Source organism: Mycobacterium genavense ATCC 51234, from assembly GCF_000526915.1.
GTDB classification, from domain to species: Bacteria; Actinomycetota; Actinomycetes; order Mycobacteriales; family Mycobacteriaceae; genus Mycobacterium; species Mycobacterium genavense.
Genome location: NZ_JAGZ01000004.1, coordinates 200,646 through 217,731, shown reverse-complemented (window position 1 = coordinate 217,731; position 17,086 = coordinate 200,646). Strand labels below are relative to the sequence as shown.

The 17,086-nt window shown below is 68.5% G+C and carries 10 protein-coding genes and 3 pseudogenes; 7 read left to right on the top strand and 6 right to left on the bottom strand.

The genetic code is table 11. The annotated features are described in order from the left end of the window. Nucleotides 1-76: 76 nt before the first annotated feature. From T428_RS0111345 to T428_RS27350, 5 genes and pseudogenes are all read left to right on the top strand, one after another. Nucleotides 77-592, top strand: coding sequence for a hypothetical protein (locus tag T428_RS0111345; protein WP_156942945.1), 516 nt, complete (start codon nucleotides 77-79; stop codon nucleotides 590-592). A gap of 113 nt (nucleotides 593-705) precedes the next feature. Then, complete coding sequence (locus T428_RS0111340; protein ID WP_025736573.1) at nucleotides 706-1,911, top strand: glycoside hydrolase family 76 protein; 1,206 nt, start codon at nucleotides 706-708, stop codon at nucleotides 1,909-1,911. Between the two features lie 42 nt (nucleotides 1,912-1,953). Then, a complete protein-coding gene (locus tag T428_RS0111335) occupies nucleotides 1,954-2,490 on the top strand; it encodes a hypothetical protein (RefSeq protein ID WP_425412029.1) in 537 nt (178 codons plus the stop codon). Nucleotides 2,491-2,587: 97 nt separating this feature from the next. Further along, entirely contained in the window at nucleotides 2,588-3,070 is a 483-nt protein-coding gene (locus tag T428_RS0111330; RefSeq protein ID WP_025736571.1) for a hypothetical protein, read from the top strand. 76 nt (nucleotides 3,071-3,146) lie between these two features. Beyond that, nucleotides 3,147-4,803, top strand: a pseudogene (locus tag T428_RS27350) (Hsp70 family protein). Here T428_RS27350 and T428_RS0111320 read toward each other — a convergent pair. The 6 genes and pseudogenes from T428_RS0111320 to T428_RS0111305 all read right to left on the bottom strand — a co-directional run bounded on the left by T428_RS0111320 (nucleotide 4,797) and on the right by T428_RS0111305 (nucleotide 11,393). Beyond that, on the bottom strand, nucleotides 4,797-6,302 hold the full coding sequence (locus T428_RS0111320; RefSeq protein ID WP_025736570.1) for a dynamin-like GTPase family protein: 1,506 nt from the start codon (nucleotides 6,300-6,302) through the stop codon (nucleotides 4,797-4,799). The pseudogene T428_RS27350 and the gene T428_RS0111320 overlap by 7 nt on opposite strands. Continuing rightward, nucleotides 6,299-8,141: pseudogene (locus T428_RS27345) on the bottom strand (dynamin family protein). Before T428_RS27345 ends, T428_RS0111320 begins: the two are co-directional and overlap by 4 nt. A gap of 91 nt (nucleotides 8,142-8,232) precedes the next feature. Next, the gene (locus T428_RS35390; RefSeq protein ID WP_156942929.1) at nucleotides 8,233-9,162 is read right to left on the bottom strand and encodes a hypothetical protein; all 930 of its coding nucleotides are present in this window, start codon (nucleotides 9,160-9,162) and stop codon (nucleotides 8,233-8,235) included. Between the two features lie 81 nt (nucleotides 9,163-9,243). Further along, on the bottom strand, nucleotides 9,244-10,338 hold the full coding sequence (locus T428_RS32755) for a hypothetical protein (protein ID WP_156942928.1): 1,095 nt from the start codon (nucleotides 10,336-10,338) through the stop codon (nucleotides 9,244-9,246). A gap of 148 nt (nucleotides 10,339-10,486) precedes the next feature. Continuing rightward, nucleotides 10,487-10,627: pseudogene (locus T428_RS34435) on the bottom strand (IniB N-terminal domain-containing protein); the annotation flags it as partial. A gap of 226 nt (nucleotides 10,628-10,853) precedes the next feature. Next, a complete protein-coding gene (locus T428_RS0111305; protein WP_025736568.1) occupies nucleotides 10,854-11,393 on the bottom strand; it encodes an Rv0340 family IniB-related protein in 540 nt (179 codons plus the stop codon). A 270-nt stretch (nucleotides 11,394-11,663) separates the two neighbouring features. On the opposite strand from T428_RS0111305, the gene iniR reads away from it, so the two are divergent. Both iniR and T428_RS0111295 read left to right on the top strand, forming a co-directional pair. Further along, nucleotides 11,664-14,057: an isoniazid response ATPase/transcriptional regulator IniR gene (gene iniR, locus T428_RS27340; protein ID WP_036467807.1), complete on the top strand. Its 2,394-nt coding sequence runs from the start codon at nucleotides 11,664-11,666 to the stop codon at nucleotides 14,055-14,057. A gap of 136 nt (nucleotides 14,058-14,193) precedes the next feature. Then, complete coding sequence (locus T428_RS0111295; RefSeq protein WP_025736567.1) at nucleotides 14,194-17,082, top strand: (Fe-S)-binding protein; 2,889 nt, start codon at nucleotides 14,194-14,196, stop codon at nucleotides 17,080-17,082. Nucleotides 17,083-17,086 lie beyond the last annotated feature (4 nt).

Genomic DNA, 17,086 nt, shown 5'->3' with positions numbered 1-17,086 from the left:
CGTGCGGTTTTCGCAGAATGCCCGGCGGGGCCTGGCGGGTGGTTCGCTGGTGCTCGCGGCCCTGCTGGCTAGTCCCATGCTGGTTTCGGGCTGCAGCACGGTCATCGACGGCAAGCCGGTCGCGGCACCGGGCACCGGCCCCACCGAGCCGAACTTTCCCACGCCGAGGCCAAGCATCACGGCGGCGCCGCCGTCGGGCCCCATCGGTGTGCCGCCGACGACCCCGGCCAATCCGACCGCGCCGGCCGGGGCCATTCCGCTGCCGCCCGACGAGAACGGCTACGTGTTCATCGAGACCAAGTCCGGCATCACGCGCTGCCAGATCAACAAGGACAGCGTCGGATGCGAGGCACCGTTCACCGACTCCCCCATGCAGGATGGTGAGCACGCCAACGGCGTCCACATCACCTCTGCCGGCTCCGTGCAGTGGATCCTGGGCAACCTGGGAGCCATCCCCGCGGTCACGATCGACTACAAGGTCTACGACGCGCAGGGCTGGACAATCGACGCCTCCGAGGCCGGCACCCGGTTCACCAACAGTCACACCGGGCACGGCATGTTCGTCAGTGTGGAGAAGGTCAACACCTTCTAGAGGGCGTCGGCGTCGATCGCAGACTCACGGTCTGATTCTTCGGGATTCCGACGATATCGGAATACCATCTAGCTGCACGGCGATCGTTGTTCAGCAAAGAGGAGCTCGAGCGGATGGATCGCCCGACCAAGGGGATCAGCCGGCGCGGTGTGCTTTTCGCGGTCGCGGGCGCCGTCGCACTCACGGCGGTGAACCAGCCGACGCAGGTTGCGGCGATCACGGTGATGCCGTCTCCCGGTCCGGTGAGCCTCGAGCAGCGGGCGGACCTGGCGGAGCGGGCGGTCATGGAGCGGCACGTGCACACCCTCTGGTGGTCGGGCACCCAACTGGGCACGCTGCACTGGCCGTCGTCCCTGTTCGACCAGTTGTTGCTGGCCCGCTGGTGTTACTGGTGGCAGGCCCACCTGCTGGACTGCGTGGTGGATACCGCCTACCGCGCACGCACCACCGAACGCATCGACCGCATCGGCGCCATCGCGCACGGCATTCACACCCGCAACCTCACCGGCTGGACCAACGCATACTGCGACGACATGTCGTGGCTGGTGCTCGCGCTCGAACGCGCCGACCGGCTGCTCGGCGTCCGGTTCGGCGATGCCGTTCCGAAGCTGCGCGCCGCCCTGCTCGACGGCTGGAACCCGGCCGTCGGCGCGGCGCCATGGAAGATCGGCCACGATTACTACAGCACCTCGGGGATCGGTCCGACCGGCATCGCGATGGCACGGCTGGGCAAACTGTCCCGCGCCAAGCAACTCGCCGATTTCCTGCACACCCGGCTGCGCGACAGCGAAAGCGGCCTCATCTTCGATGGCGTGCACGAACCCAGCGGGCGGATGGACCGCTCGCTGCTGACCTACTGCCAGGGCGTGACCGTCGGCCTGGAAACCGAATTGGCAATGCGCACAAACGATTCCAGTCACCGCGACCGCGCGGCGGCACTCGTCGCCGCGACCGCCGACAGGCTCGCCGACAAAGATGTGATCGTCGGGTGCGCCGGAAACGACTCCGGGCTGTTCATGGGCATCCTCGCCAGGTATCTCGCCCAGACCGCGCTGGCCCTGGGGGACACCACCGCCGCGCGACTCGTGCACGCCTCGGCGCGGGCGGCCTGGGACAACCGCGCCGAGGTGGACGGGCTGCCGCTGTTCGGAGCGCATTGGAACCGTCCGGTCACCCCGCCGCCAGGTCTGGAAACCTTTACCCAGCTCGCCGACACGTCGCACGCGTCGGCGCCGAACCAGAGCCGCGATCTCTCGATCCAGCTGAGTGCGTGGATGCTGCTCGAGGCAGATCACCAGCTCACCTCCGCCGGGCACTGATCCCGGCGACGAGGGCAACGCGTTCTTAGGCCGGTCAGTACGATCGGTGCCGTGGCAGGCCCACCGGACGACTTCAACAATGAGCCGACGCGATACAGAGACGTCGGCAGGGGCGACGGCCCGCCACGCCCGCCCGGCGATGAGCCGCCACGCCCGCCCGGCGATGGCCCGCCGCGGCCCGCGCCCGGCCTTCCGCAAGCGGATCCTTTCGACCAAGAGACCGAGCCCACCCCGTGGTACCGCAAACCGGTGGGGCTGATCGTCTGGGGCCTGTCGGTTCTGATCCTGATCGCCTTGATCGTCTACGGCATCGTCGAGCTCATCGGAGACCAGGGCACCACCGGCAACCCGAAGACCACCACGACGACGCCGCACACCACCACGACCACGACCACAACCACGACCACAACCACGACGACGACCACCGCGACGAGTACGCCGTCAACCACCACTACGACGACGACGGCGCCCCCCACCAGCAGCGCCGTCGAGGAGCCGCAGCCGCAGCCGACGCACCAGCCCACCCGCAGGCATCACTGGCCGTCGTGGCTACCTACGACCATCCCCCAGCTGCCCTAACGAGTTGATTGCGATTAGGTCAACGTTTGACGGCCGATCGGAAGCCGCCCGTGTGGGACCAACCCCGGCCCGACCCGCCCCGCTAGTCTCGGCGACCATGGGAAGGCACGCGCCGGCAGACCACTTCGTCGACGACGACCCGACCGTCTTTATCCACTACGGAGACGACGAGTACGGCGGCGCGCAGCCCGACCCCGACGACCCGATTCCGGGTTGGCGCAAACCAATTGCGTTGGTCGGCTGGGTCGGCCTGATCGCGGTGCTGATCGCGCTGATCGTCTGGGGCATCATCCAGCTCGCGCAGGGCGCCCCGCCGCAGCAACCGGTGACCGGCACCACGACGGCGCCCCGCCCGTCGGCCACCTCGAGTGTGGTCCCTGTGGCACCGCGCGAGCAGACGACCACCCCGACCACCGACGCCCCGACGGCGTCCACCGAGGACACTTTGCCGTCGACCGGCACGACCACACCGACCACGCCGTCGGGCGAGGCGTATCCGTTGCCGCAACTGCCCTCGGTGATCACGCTGCCCCCGCTGCCGGGGTTACCGACCGAGATCACGCTGCCGCCCGGCCTGTGAAAAGGGCTTCCACCTAGACTCCTAGACTCGCGGAAACCCACAGCCACATTTACGACAAAGCACAGGGGTATGCCAGATGTCCGAGTCGCTCGGGTTGTCCGTCGGGATGGCAAACCTCGTCGCGGCCCGCGCGGGTGGCGACGCGGTGACTCGCGAGTCCTTGCTCACCCTCTTCGACCAGCGGGCGTCCGAAGTCGGCCTACCGCAGGAAAGTCCCGACCCGGCCGCAGCCGGCCTGGTGATGCGGGGGTTCGTCGAACGGGTCGGAGACCGAACTCCGCTGGTGGCCGCCGACGGGACGAAGTACCTCGGTGACGCGCTGACGGTCGAAGCACTCGAGGCGATGGCCCGCACCGTCGACTACGGAACGCCGGTCACGATCGCCGTCCCCGCCTATTGGTCACCGGAGCAGTCGGCGGCGCTGCGTGAGGAATTCTTCGCCCAGCCCGACCTGGCGCCCGACGGCGTGCCTCCGGCGTTGATCTCCGATGCCACTGCCGCGCTGACCGCGCTGCGGGCCGACCCAGACTTCCCCACGCACGGCATCGTCGCGTTGTGCGACTTCGGCGCCGGTGGCACCACCGTGACACTGAGCGACGCCGGTTCGGATTTCGCGCAGATCGGCCCGTCGGTCCGCTACCGCGAGTTCTCCGGCGACGCGATCGACCAGCTCATCCTCGACCACATGCGCGACGGCGCTCCGAGCGACAGCTCCGGCGGCCTGGCCAGCACGACGCGAATGGGGTCGCTGATCCGCCTGCTGGACCAATACCGAGCCGCCAAGGAAACTTTGTCGACGGCGACGGTCACCACGGTACCGGCGGTCACCGGCGAGGATGTCGAGCTGTCCCGCACCGAATTCGAGGAGCTGATCTCCGGACCGCTGGACGAATTCGTCACCGGCGTCGAAAACATCTTGCAGCGCAACAACATTGCGGTGACAGATCTGTCCGCCGTGGCCGCCGTAGGCGGCGGTGCCGCCATCCCGCTGCTCGCCACCCGCCTCTCCGAACGCCTCGGGGTGCCGGTCCACAGCGCACCGCAGCCGGCGTTCACCGCGGCCCTGGGTGCGGCCAAATTCGGTCAACAGCACCCCGCGACGCGCGCGATTCCGAGCCCCGTCGTCGAGACCCCGACGCAACTGGCGGCCGCCGCGCCGCCCGACATGACCCAAGTCATGCCGGGCGCCCGCATCGAAGAAGAGCGGCCGCTGGCCTGGTCGGAGGACGACGACGAGGAGGACCCCGTCCCCTACACCGGCCCCGAACACAGCGGCCAATATGTCCGCGACGCAATGGGTTTCGAGGACGCAGACGACGACCCGTACGCGGGGGAACCGCCGCCGTGGTACCGGCGCACCGCCATCGTGCTGAGCCTGGCCGCCGCGGGTGTAGCCATACTGGTAGCCACCATCCTGGCGTTGACGCTCGGCGAGGAGCGCCCCAAGCCGGTGCAGACCCCGCCGAGTCAACCGACCGCCCCGCCGCCCGAGCAGACCGTAACCATCACGGAGTTTCCCCAGTCCCACCCCGACGACGACCGAGGCGCCGCCGCCCCCGACCACGACCACCACTACCGAAGCACCGGTGACGACGACCACGACCGAGGCGCCGCCGCCCACCACGACCTATCAGGCGCCGCCCACCACGACGGTCCCGCCGCCGCCCACCACCTTTACCCCGCCGGTGGAGCCGACGCGTGAGCGGCCGCACTGGCCCTGGCGGCGTTACTGAGCCCGGATGTTGGCGTCGTGCGCGGCGAATTCGGCCACCATCGCCTCGGCGCTGCGCAGCGCGGCACGGCAAGCCCTGGTGGTGAACGGGTCGTTGAGCGGATGCTCGGCCCGGCGCCACCAGCGTTGCGCCGCGGCGAATGCGGCCCGCGGACCCTCGTTGGGGTCGGTGTCCTCAGGGTCCAGACCCAGTCTGCTGGCCGGGCCAGTGCCCGATCCGCCGATCACTCGGCGCAACGATGCGAACTCTTCGGCATTCAAAGAGATTGAGCGAGAAGACAATTGGCTGAGCAACCGCAGCTCCTCGAAAGCGTGGGTGTCGGCCAGCAGCGGGTCGATGTCGGCGATGACATACGGCGTCGCCACGATCGGGAACGCCTCCACGAACCGGCGCAGTGACACCAGCGCGGTGTGCGCCTTGAGCATGTCGGACCGCTGCGCGAATTGCTGATCGATCACCTCGCCTAGCGCCACCAGACCGCTGTGCTCCAGCAGTTCGTCGGCCAGCCCTGCCGCGTCGGCGACACCGGCGGCCAGCACGGCGAGTGCAATCCGCAACCCGAACATGCCGAACCGGTCCAGCAGCTGCGCGCGCGTCGCCGCGTCGACGGGCAGCGAGCTCTCTACGCGCACAAAGCGATCCACGCTCAGCATGGCCTTGCTCAGCTCGGCCCTGTCGGCGGCAGCAAGCTTCTGCAACGCGATGAACTCGCTTTGCCGCAACGTGCGGGCGGTCAGCGCCAGCAGCCCCGACACCGGGACCACCGCTTGGCAGATGCCCGTGTCATTCATCTCCTTGGTGAAGCGCTGCGCCACGTCGGCCGCCGACTGCATCGCGTCGATCCGGCCCGCACCGATCTCGTCGGCGCGCGACGCCACGCCGATGATGCCCAGCGCGCCCGCCGACCCGCCGACGAGTTGCCCAATCTGCTTGAGCAGAGCGATATCTGCGGCGTTGAGGGTGCGCAGCAAGAAGACCACGGCGTCCACCCGCGGCACCCCGTCGGGGGGCACCAGCAGGTGCAGCGTGCGCTCGGAGGCCTCCCGCGTCAGCGACGACGTGCCCGGGGTGTCGGCGATGGTCATGTCGACCAGCTCCTCGGCGGGCCACTGCACATCCAGGTCGGCCACGTCGGCAGCGTCTAGCGCGCGAAAGTCGAACGTCAGCCCCGAGCTGTGGTTGATCGGTACATTGGAATGCCTTCCGCCCCAATGGTTTGCGGTGACCTTCGGGGTGGGCCCGTGCCGGAACCAGGTCACGATGCGGGTGGCCTCGGTCGCGTCGGTCGGGGCGACGTCTTGACCGACCAAAGCGTTGAGCAGAGTGGACTTTCCGGCCTTGAGCGTGCCGGCCAGGGCGATGCGGATGGGCTCGTTCAGCCGCGCGCCGATGCGGTCCAGTTCGTAGAAGACCTCGGGCCGGTTCCGGAACGCCGGCTCCCCACGGTAGGCCTGGATGGTCCCGCCCAAAATCGCACGGACTCGATCACTAGTGCTCACACCCGTCCTACGGTCACCGGCGGCGTCAGTTTGTCCACATTGTCGGTGACCTGGTTGAGGATATTCAACTGCCGCTCGAGTTCACGGATCTTGGTTTCGCGTTCGGCTTCTTCCACGTGCGCCGCGGCGATGGTCGACTGCAGAGACTCGTTGAGCGACCGGGAGATCTCGTTGGCGATGTCGCGGTAATGGTCGCGCAGCGTGCGGTGGATGACCTTGAGCCGGTCGCGAGATTCCTTGCCCACCACGAACGAGGCGTCGTCGACGAACCGTCGCACATTCGTCTTGGCCTCCGCGCGCGCCCGCAGCAGCCGGTTCTCCTTGTCCTCCTTGTAGGCCATCCGACCCAGGATCAACCCGGCGCCCACGGACAACGGGTTGAACAGGCCCAGGCCCGCCACCGAGGACAACATGCCGATCATCACCACGCCGCCGTAGGAGCCGCGCAATCCACTGACCATCTTCTGGCCCCTGCCGGCGGGCTTGGACTCCAGGTCGGACACCGATTTGAGCTGACCGAAGTCTGCACCCATCGCGCGCTGGCTCAGCTCGGGAGTCAGCACCGAGTCCAGCCCCGCCGCGGCGAACGAATTCGCGACGTCGTCGGCCAGTTCCTCGGCGCGTTGATAGGCCCACACGAAGTTGTCCCCGACCGCGGTGGCGACGGCTTCCTCGACGTCGCTGCCGATCTCGGCCCAATGCCGGGTCGGGTCGCACGAATCGATCTGGCGCTCGATGTCCTCGGTGAGCGCACGGAACCGGGCCCGCATGTCGTGGTCGACATCGGTGCTCAGGTCGGTGAATCCGTCGTTGAGCACCTGCTGCCACAGCGCGGTCTGCTCCAGTGCGTCCCAGCGCGTCGCACTTGCGCCGCTCCAGGTCTTCGGCGAGCCGTTCGCGCAACCCGGGATCGTTGACGACCGCGAGTTCGGAACCCGCAGCCATCGTCAATTGTTCTGCGGCAGAACGGATATTGCGAACGACCTCGTCGCGTACCCGGTCGGTCTCGCGGGTGAGCACCCGTTCGCCGAGGAACTTGACGATGGCCGGGAAATTGGACTCCTCGTTGAGTTCGGTGTCGTTGGCCGTCACGGCGTGGCTGCGCAGTAGCGACGAGACGGGCAGGATAGGTGTCGGCACGCCGGCGCGCTGCAGGTGTGCGGTGTTGGCGTCGACGATCTCGCGCCAGTGTGGGTAGAGGTCGGTCTTGGTGGCCGCCAACACCGCGACCGGGCAGATGCGGTGCGCCTGCCGGATGAACCACATCTCCGGTTCGGTCAGCTCTTGGCTGGTGTCGCTGACCATGATCAGCGCATCCGCGTTGGGCAGCAGTCCCAGCGTCGCCGACAGGTGCGGCTGCCCGTGGCCGCCCACGCCCGGGGTGTCGATGAATGTCAGCCCACCTTGCAGCAGCGGGCTGGGCGCGGCGATCTCGACACGCAGCACTTCGCGGTTGCCGGCTTGCGGCGCCCGGCGCAGGTCGGTGTTGATGTCGTCGATCGGGATGTCGACGGGAGTGGATTCGCCGTTAGGTCCGGCGGCCACGATCAGCCGGGCCGACGGTGGGTCGCCGTGGCTGACGACGGTGATGACCACGGTCGCCTCGTCGTCGCCCACCCGCGCGACCGGCAGGTTGAGCAACGAGTTGAGTAGTTGGCTCTTGCCCTGTTTGAGCTGGCCGGCGATTACCACCCGGATCCGCGGATCGGTGATGCGCTCGCGGGCGCGCGCCAGTCGCTGCACGAGGTTATTGCGGTCGTTGAGTTCGGCGATGGCGAGGGTGTGGTCGATCAGCTCGACGATCACGCTGACGCGCGTCGGATCACTGGCCTGAGTCACCGCGGTTCCCACTTTCTCGCATCTGTGATTACGGTATGCGCGCGAATCGGCGGGGATCACCAGATCCCCGCCGTTCAGCTATATCCGCGCGTTACCCGGGCGGGCCCCCGACGTGAGAGGGCGACGGGTGAGGCGCCGGAGCCGGTGCGTGCACCGGGGCCGGAGCGTGCGGAGTGCCTTCGAATACCGACGGGCTGTGCGGCGCCGGAGCATGCTCGACCGGAGCCGGTGAATGCTGAACCGGCGCAGGCGAATGCTGAACCGGTGCCGGCGAGTGTATCGGTGCGGGCGAGTGCTCAATCGGCGAATGTTGTACCTGCGCCGGCGAATGCTGAACCGGAGTCTGCTGCGCCGGCTCGTGGATCACCGGTCCGCCCACGCCGCCGTGGCCGCCGCCCTGGAAGACGGAGCCGGGGTGCGACGGCGGGGTGGCGTGAGCACCGACGCCGTCTGCGGCGCCACCGCCGCCGTGAACCGCCGGGCCTTGTCCAGCGGGCCCGGCTTGGCCGTGAGCGCCGGCGCCACCGCTGCCGGCGAGCGTCGCACCCTCCTGGCCGAGAATTCCGCCGTGAGCGCCGCCACCGGCGCCCGCGTTGAGGCCGCCGTTGAGGCCGCCGCCGGAACCCGCGTTAAAGCCACCATTGAGGCCGCCGCCGGCCGCTCCGCCCGGGAAACCACCGCCCGCGCCGGCGGCACCGCCGGCTCCGGCGTGACCGCCGATCCCTGCGCCGTCGGCTCCGACTTCGGCGTGGCTGCCAAGGCCCGCGCCGCCGGCAACGGCGGCGGATTGCGGCGTCGCGTGGCCCCCCAGCCCGCTCTCACCGCTCAACGTGGCGCTGCCGCGTGCCCCGCCGATACCGAGTCCCGCGCCGCCGGCCGCGGCGGCACCGCCCTGCCCGCCGACGCCGATGTCACCCAGCGGGCCGGCCACGTGAGGAGTAGCGGCGCCGTTCAGCGCGGCGCCCTCGCTAGCGATCAACCCCGCCTGACCGCTGGTGCCCAGCGCCGCATTACCGCCCACGCCGGCGAGTGCACCGGCATTGCCGGCCCCCGCGAGCTGGCTGCCGGCTCCGAAACTTGTCGGGCTCGCCAGTGCCGCCTGTCAGCCGAAGCCGGCTTGGTTGCCGAGATTGGTGCCGCCGGCCAGTCCACCGCCGGCGCCGAATCCCGCCTGGCTCGCCAGAGCCGCTTGACCACCCAGACCGGCCTGACCACCGGCACCGAGCTGGCTACCTCCGCCAACTCCGTTGCCGAGGCCGCCACCGGCCTGGCCACCAAAGCCCGCGCCGGCTTCGCCCCTCAGGTCGACGCCCGCGTGGCTACCCGGGCCGACACCTCCGCCAATGCCGGCGTTGCCGTTGAATCCAGCGCCGACGGCGGCGCGACCGCCCGAACCAGCCTCGCCCCTAAGACCCGCATGGCCACCGAGCGCAACGCCGCCCTCGAGCCCACCGCCCGCCCGCAGCCCAACACTTTCGCCGAACCCGGCACGACCACCGAGACCAGCCTCGCCACCGAGTCCGAGACCCGCGCGACCGCCCAGGGCGACCTCACTGGCCAACCCGAAACCGGTGTGTCCACCCAGGCCCAGACCGGTGTCGCCGCCGAAACCAAGACCGGCGCGGCCGCCGAAACCGGTCGGGGCACCCAAACCGATGCCGGTCAGGCCGCCAAGACCAAAGCCGGTGTGACCGCCGAAACCACCACCAAGGCCCAGCCCGGCGTTGAACCCGACGCCCAGTCCAAACTCGCCACCGAAGCCGGTGCCGTGGCCGAATTCACCAAGGCCGGGCCGGAATCCGCCCCAGCCTGTACCGCCCCAATCGGGACCCCAGCCATGCCCCCAGCCGGGACGTCCGTCGCCCCAACCGTGCCGATCACCCCAACCGTATCCCCAACCAGGCCGATCACTCCAACCGTGCCCCCAGCCCGGGTGCAAACCGCCCCAACCAGGGCCGAAACCGGGACCATATCCGCCCCAGCCGTCCGTCTGGAATCCGAGCCCGCCGTACAGTCCGGCGTCGACAGCACCGAGCAGTCCGCCACCCACGTCGGCGACGATCGCGCTGCCCAGTCCCAGCACCGCGCCGGCGCCGTCGAACCGGGGCAACCGCGTCACCGACCAGGACGCCCGCATCCTGGGCAACCGCACCGACAAGGCCGAGACCGTACCCGTAGCCCGGGTCGTATCCCCCATAGCCGGGGTCATAGCCATAGCCTGAGTCGTAGCCATAGCCCTGGTCGTATCCGCCATATCCCGGGGCAAAGCCGTACTGGTCGGTGAGCACCTGCTGCAACCCGCCGATCGGGTCGCCCGCGCCCAGGGGCAGACCCGGCAACGCGCTGGCCACCGCAGAGGAGAACTCCTCCGGCGCCACGTTGATCAGGCCTGCATCGGTCATGGCCTGCCCAGGGCCCGCGACGAAAGCGCGGGCCGCGTCCGGGTTGGCAAACAAATCCAGGATGTATTGGATCAGCCGGTCCATCATGATTCCCCTTCAATCCCCTGCGCCGGATCGACCGGCGTCCTGCAATCCACGCTATGGATCCCGCCACTGCTCGGAATCGGGGACGGATCCCCCGCCTGCTCGGGACCTCATCGGGATCCGCAGGGCAACTCCGTTAGGGGATTAGGGGATTTCTCGGGACCCTAGGAACAACGCCAGGAATGCCCCTATCGGACGGCACTCGCGCTGTTCAGAACGATAAATGTCAGCCGTGCAGGCCGAAGTCGTGGTGCTGCGGCTCACCGGGGTGAGGGTGGACGACCTGGTGGTCCCACAGACCCGGGTCGTGCGCGGGGAGATCACCGTGATCGGCCGGGGTGTCCGGCGTTTCAGCCGCGGTGAGCTGCACCGATGGGCGGGGAACGTCCAGGCCCAGTGGTCGCACCCCGACCGGTGGTTGATCGGGTGCCGGGGTGGCCGGCGGATGGATTACCCCGGCCGCCGGCCCGTGCGAATCGACCACCCCAGCGGGGATGTGCGGAGTGAACGCGTCGAGCGCCGCCGCGGCCGCGCCGCTTGCCCAGACATTTGCGTGATCGGGGGTCGACACGCCAGAGGCGGGGGAGGCCGGAGCGCCCATCGACAGCGAATCCTTCACCACAGGAATTAGATTGTTCACATCGGCGCTGGTCACATCGGTAAGGTGGGCGTCTGCGATGGACTGCGCGGGGTTGGCCGCGTAGCGCGCCGCGGCATCTGGGTCGCGCACCAGCGAGATCACGAAGTCGAGCAGTGAGTTTGCCATCGGGCGCACCTCCTTGCCGCTCTCCCCCTTGGCGTCGGCATGCGCAGAAGCCGCCCAGCCAATACCACGATGCTATCGGCTCACCCAAGCGGTGTGATCGGTGCACAACCCACTAGCCGCCCCGCCGTATTAGGGGGTGTTACTTTAGGGGAATCGCGGCCCTACAGGGATGGCTACCCGGGTGTGGGGGTTGCTGCAGCTATGGTGGGAAAACCGCTCCTGACCACGAGCGCAGCACCATAGGGGGTACGTCACTTGAGCGACTCCCCCATGGCCGGGCTCGTCCTCCAGGCCCTGGCCGACGCGTCGGCAGTACCGGTGAAGCTCCTGATCAGCGGCGGCATCGGGACCGCCAAGACCACCGCCATCACCGCCGCCCGCGACGCGCTGCAGGGCGCCGGAATAGCGGTGCTCGCCCGCGCACCCCGGGCCGGGGACCCACCTGAGGCCGCCGTGGTGATCGACGACGCCCACCTGCTGAGCAATCCCGACCTATTCAGCCTCATGGAGTGGGTCGACGATCCGCGCACCACGGCAGTGGTGGCCGGCGAGCCGCAGGAGCGCCTGCGGGAGCTGACCGTGGCGATGGAACGAGATCAACCGCGCATATCGCTGGGTCCCCTGCCGGTCGCCGAAGACCTTTTGCCGTACACCGCGGGAATCCCGTTTCTGGTGGACGCAACATCCGAGGACAAGGGCACCCACTCACCAGCCCGGACGGCCACCTTCGCGCTGATCGCACGGTTGCGCCGACTCGACCAACCCGACCTGGACACGCTACTCATCACGTCGCTCAGCCAGGAACTGGGCGCAGCCGATGTGGCTGCAGCACTGGGCATTTCGACCACAGATGCACGCCGTCTGGTTGACCGGGCGCACGCCAGCGGGTTGATCGAGCCGTCGCACGGGCCCGAGTTCCTACAGCTGGTGCACGGCGCGATTGCCCAGGTTGTCGGCAATGCACACCATCGCGATATCGAAACCGCGTTGCTGCGTTCACAACTCGACATGTCGACAGTTTCGCCGGAGTTCGCGTTGTGCCTGGCCGAGCACGGACTCAAAGACGACCGTCTGGCGGCCATCCTTGCCGGGCAAGCCACGGCGGAGCGTTGCGAAAAGACCGGGGCTGCAAGGCTTTACCAGGTAGCGGTCGATGCCGGCGCCAAGGGCCTGACATCTCGGCTCGCCGACGCGCTGGCCCTCAGCGGAGACTGCGCCGCTGCGGCAGCATTGGCCGACACGCTACTCGGCTCATCCGATTCCGCCGAACGTGCTGCGGCGGTTCGGATTTCGGCCAGTGTTGCAACCCACGAGAGCAACGCGCATCAGGCTGCGGAATTGTTCAGTTGGCTGGGCCCACACTCGGACGCGGTGGTCGGAGCGGCCGCCGCGATCGCACTCGTCGCGACCGGAGACCTGCCGATGGCGCGGGCGGCGTTGCGCCTCAAGGATTCCGGTCCACCGACGATGGCGGCGCGTACCGCGCGCAGTCTGGCCGAAGGGCTGCTGCTGACGATCGACCAGCCGTATCCGGTTGCGATGACTAAACTCGGCCAGGCCATCACGGCCGAATACACTGTGCGAGAAGTCGTTCCGGACAGCCCGGCCTCATTGGTGACCTTGGCCGCGATGCACGGCGGCGATCCGGTCCGCGCCCGCAGCGTGATCGGTCGCGCCATACGCCCCGACGCCGACCCGCTGTTTGCGGCTCGACACACGTTGCTGTCCGGCTGGATCAAGATGCAGGACGGGCAGCTGCCATCGGCCAGCGCGGACGTCGCCGCGGTCGGCCCCGCCGGGTTGCGCCGGCGCGACGCGTTGTGGGCGGCGGCGCTGCAGACGGCGATCGCGCGTCGCAGCGGTGACAGCGGAGCGCTGCAAAAGCATTGGTACACAGGTATGGAGGTACTCGCCGAGTACTCCATCGACTTGTTCGCGCTGTTGCCGCTGGGCGAATTGTGGGTGAGCGCCGCCCGGATACGCCAGGTCGAACAGCTGCGCCATGTCCTGGATCAAGCGTTCGCCGTGCTGGAGGCGCTCGGCAACCCGGTGTTGTGGTCGATCCCGCTGCATTGGGCCGGGGTGCACGCGGGAATCCTCGCCAGCGCCCCGGATCTGGTGGCCCCTCATGCGCAGGCCCTCGGTGCGGCGGCCGCAACCAGCATCCTCGCGCACGCCCTGTCGGGCGCCGGGCGCACCTGGCTTCGGGTGCTGGTAAACCAGGTCGACGCCGACGAGGTGACCGCGTCGACCCGGGCGCTGTCGCATGTCGGGCTGACCTCGGACGCGACCCGGCTGGCCGGGCAGGCCGCGCTCCAAACCCCCGACGGCAGGGTGTCCGGAGCGATGCTGCAGCTGGCCCGGGATCTCAAACTGGGCGCGGCCCCGGACGACATTCCCATCGGTACGACCGGCGACGAACCCGAAGATGCGACCCCGGCGCCCACGCATCGGCCGGCGTCGGGATCGCCGCTGTCGCATCGCGAACGCGAAGTCGCCGAGCTCTTGTTGCTGGGGTTGCCGTACCGCGACATCGGCGCGCGACCGTTCATCTCGGCGAAGACGGTTGAGCATCACGTCGCGCGTATTCGCCGCCGGCTCGGCGCCGGCTCACGCTCGGAGATGTTGTCTATGTTACGTGCCATGCTGACTCCCGGGAGCTAAGCCGCAGGTCAAAGGCTTTCGCGGACCTCGGTTAGGGCAACCTTTCTCGCGTCGAAGGCGGCCCGGATGTCAGTATGAGCTAGCAAAGATCGAACGAATTTTCGTTGAGTGACGATGCATTGGGGAGAGACCTGCTGTGACCACGCAGACGCTCATCAGGTTGGTGCTGGGGCTGGGCCTTACCGCGATTGTGGCCGTGTTCGCGCTGAAGCGCGTCTGGTGGCTGTACCGCCTGGTCATGTCCGGCCAGCCGGTGAGCGGCCGGACCGACCACGTCGGCACCCGAATCTGGACTCAAATCGCCGAGGTGTTCGGTCAGCGCAAGCTGCTGAATTGGTCCATTCCCGGCCTCGCCCACTTCTTCACCATGTGGGGATTCTTCATCCTCATCACGGTGTACATCGAGGCCTACGGCACCCTGTTCCAACCGAACTTCCACATCCCGATCATCGGCCGCTGGGATGCGCTGGGCTTCCTGCAGGACTTCATCGCGCTCGCCGTGCTGGCTGGCATCATCACCTTTTCGATCATCCGATTGCGTAGCGAGCCAAAGGAATACGGCCGTCAGTCGCGGTTCTACGGTTCGCACACCGGTGGCGCGTGGCTGATTCTGTTCATGATCTCGCTGGTCATCATCAGCTTCGCGATCTTCCGCGGCGCCTCCGTCGTCACCGGGAACTTCCCGTACGGCCAGGGCGCGTTCTTCTCGCACGCCATGGGCAAGCTGATGCAGCCGCTGGGTGTGACCGCTAACGAATGGATCGAGACGTTCGCGCTGCTGGCGCACATCGCCGTGGCGTTGTTCTTCCTGATCATCGTGCTGCACTCCAAGCACCTGCACATTTTCCTGGCGCCCATCAACGTCACCTTCAAGCGCCTGCCCGACGGCCTGGGCCCGCTGCTGCCGATGGAGTCCGGCGGCAAACCGATCAACTTCGAAGATCCCGGCGAGGACGACGTCTTCGGTCGCGGCAAGATCGAGGACTTCACCTGGAAGGCGAACCTCGACTTCGCCACCTGTACCGAGTGCGGACGCTGCCAATCGCAGTGCCCGGCCTGGAATACCGGAAAACCGTTGTCGCCCAAGCTCGTAATCATGGACCTGCGCGACCATTGGATGGCCAAGGCACCCTACATCCTGGGTGAAAAGACGGCCGAGCCGCTCGAGGGTCTGGATCTCGAGACGGTCAAAGAAGAAGGCCACCATGTGCCGGAGTCCGGCTTCGGCCGCATACCCGGCCACGGACCCGAGCAGGCGGCCCGGCCCCTGGTCGGCACCGCCGAACAGGGCGGCGTGATCGACCCCGACGTGCTGTGGTCGTGCGTGTCCTGCGGCGCCTGCGTCGAGCAGTGCCCCGTGGACATCGAGCACGTCGACCACATCATCGACATGCGCCGCTACCAGGTGATGATGGAATCGGAGTTCCCGTCGGAGCTGTCGGTGCTGTTCAAGAACCTGGAGACCAAGGGCAACCCGTGGGGCCAGAACGCCGGGGACCGGACCAACTGGATCGACGAGGTCGACTTCGACGTCCCGGTCTACGGTGAGGACGTCGAGAGCTTCGACGGCTATGAGTACCTGTTCTGGGTGGGCTGCGCCGGCGCCTATGACGACAAGGCCAAAAAGACCACCAAGGCCGTCGCCGAGCTGCTGGCCATCGCCGGGGTGAAGTTCATGGTGCTGGGCACCGGCGAGACCTGCAACGGCGACTCCGCACGCCGGTCGGGCAACGAGTTCCTGTTCCAGCAGCTGGCGGCCCAGGCCGTCGAAACGCTGGACGGGGTCTTCGAGGGTGTGGAGACCGTCGACCGCAAGATCGTCGTCACCTGCCCGCACTGCTTCAACACGATCGGTAGGGAATACCGTCAGCTGGGCGCCAACTACAGCGTGCTGCACCACTCCCAGCTGCTCAACCGGCTGGTGCGCGACAAGAAGCTGGTTCCGGTAACGCCTGTCTCGCAAGACATTACGTACCACGACCCCTGCTACCTGGGCCGCCACAACAAGGTGTACGAGGCGCCCCGCGAGCTGATCGGCTTCGCCGGCGCCAACCTCACCGAGATGCCGCGCAACTCCGACCGCAGCTTCTGCTGCGGCGCCGGCGGTGCGCGCATGTGGATGGAAGAGCACATCGGCAAGCGCATCAACCACGAGCGTGTCGACGAGGCGCTGGCCACCAACGCCGCGACGATCGCGACCGGCTGCCCGTTCTGCCGGGTGATGGTCACCGACGGTGTCAACGACCGGCAGGAGGAGGCCGGCCGCAGCGGGGTCGAGGTGCTCGACGTCGCCCAGATCCTGCTCGGCTCGCTCGAGTACGACAAGGCGACGCTGCCGGAGAAGGGCACAGCCGCAAAGGAAGCAGAGGAGCGGGCCGCGAAAGCCGAGCCCAAGGCCGCTGCTGCCACCGCGACGGCACCGGCGGAGGAAGCGCCCGCAAAGGCCGAGGAACCCGCAGCCGCCGAGCCCGAGCAGCCCGCCAAGGCCGCAGCGCCGGCGAAGGGGCTGGGTATCGCCGGCGGCGCCAAACGGCCAGGCGCCAAGAAGGCTTCGGCAGCGCAAGCCCCGGCCGCAGAAGCGCCCGCGGAGGCCAAAACCGAAGCCGCGCCCGCCAAGGGGCTGGGCCTGGCCGCCGGCGCCCGCAAGCCCGGCGCCAAGAAAGCTGCCCCGGCCGCCAAGCCGGAGACCGAAGCCAAGCCGCAGCCCGAAGCCAAAGCCGAGGCAGCGCAGCCGACCGCCGAGGCCGCCGAACCCAAGGCCCCGGCCGCGCCGGTCAAGGGCCTGGGCATCGCGGCAGGGGCCAAGCGTCCCGGTGCCAAGAAAGCGGCACCCGCGGCGCCGGCAGCCGAGACGAAAGCAGCGGCCCCGGCAGCCGAGCCGGCGCCCGCCGAGCAAAAGGCTGAGGCCCAACCGGAGCCGACGCCCCAGCCCGCCGAGGAATCTAACGGCGCCGCGGCGCCCCCGGCAACCCCTGTTAAGGGGCTTGGCATCGCCCGCGGCGCCCGTCCACCGGGGAAGCGCTGATCAC

Coding starts and splice junctions, on each gene's coding strand:
- T428_RS0111345 (WP_156942945.1), top strand. CDS start 77: ATGCTGGTTTCGGGCTGCAGCACGGTCATCGACGGCAAGCCGGTCGCG.
- T428_RS0111340 (WP_025736573.1), top strand. CDS start 706: ATGGATCGCCCGACCAAGGGGATCAGCCGGCGCGGTGTGCTTTTCGCG.
- T428_RS0111330 (WP_025736571.1), top strand. CDS start 2,588: ATGGGAAGGCACGCGCCGGCAGACCACTTCGTCGACGACGACCCGACC.
- T428_RS32755 (WP_156942928.1), bottom strand. CDS start 10,338: ATGGGGGATACGACCCGGGCTACGGGTACGGTCTCGGCCTTGTCGGTG.
- T428_RS0111305 (WP_025736568.1), bottom strand. CDS start 11,393: ATGGCAAACTCACTGCTCGACTTCGTGATCTCGCTGGTGCGCGACCCA.
- iniR (WP_036467807.1), top strand. CDS start 11,664: ATGGCCGGGCTCGTCCTCCAGGCCCTGGCCGACGCGTCGGCAGTACCG.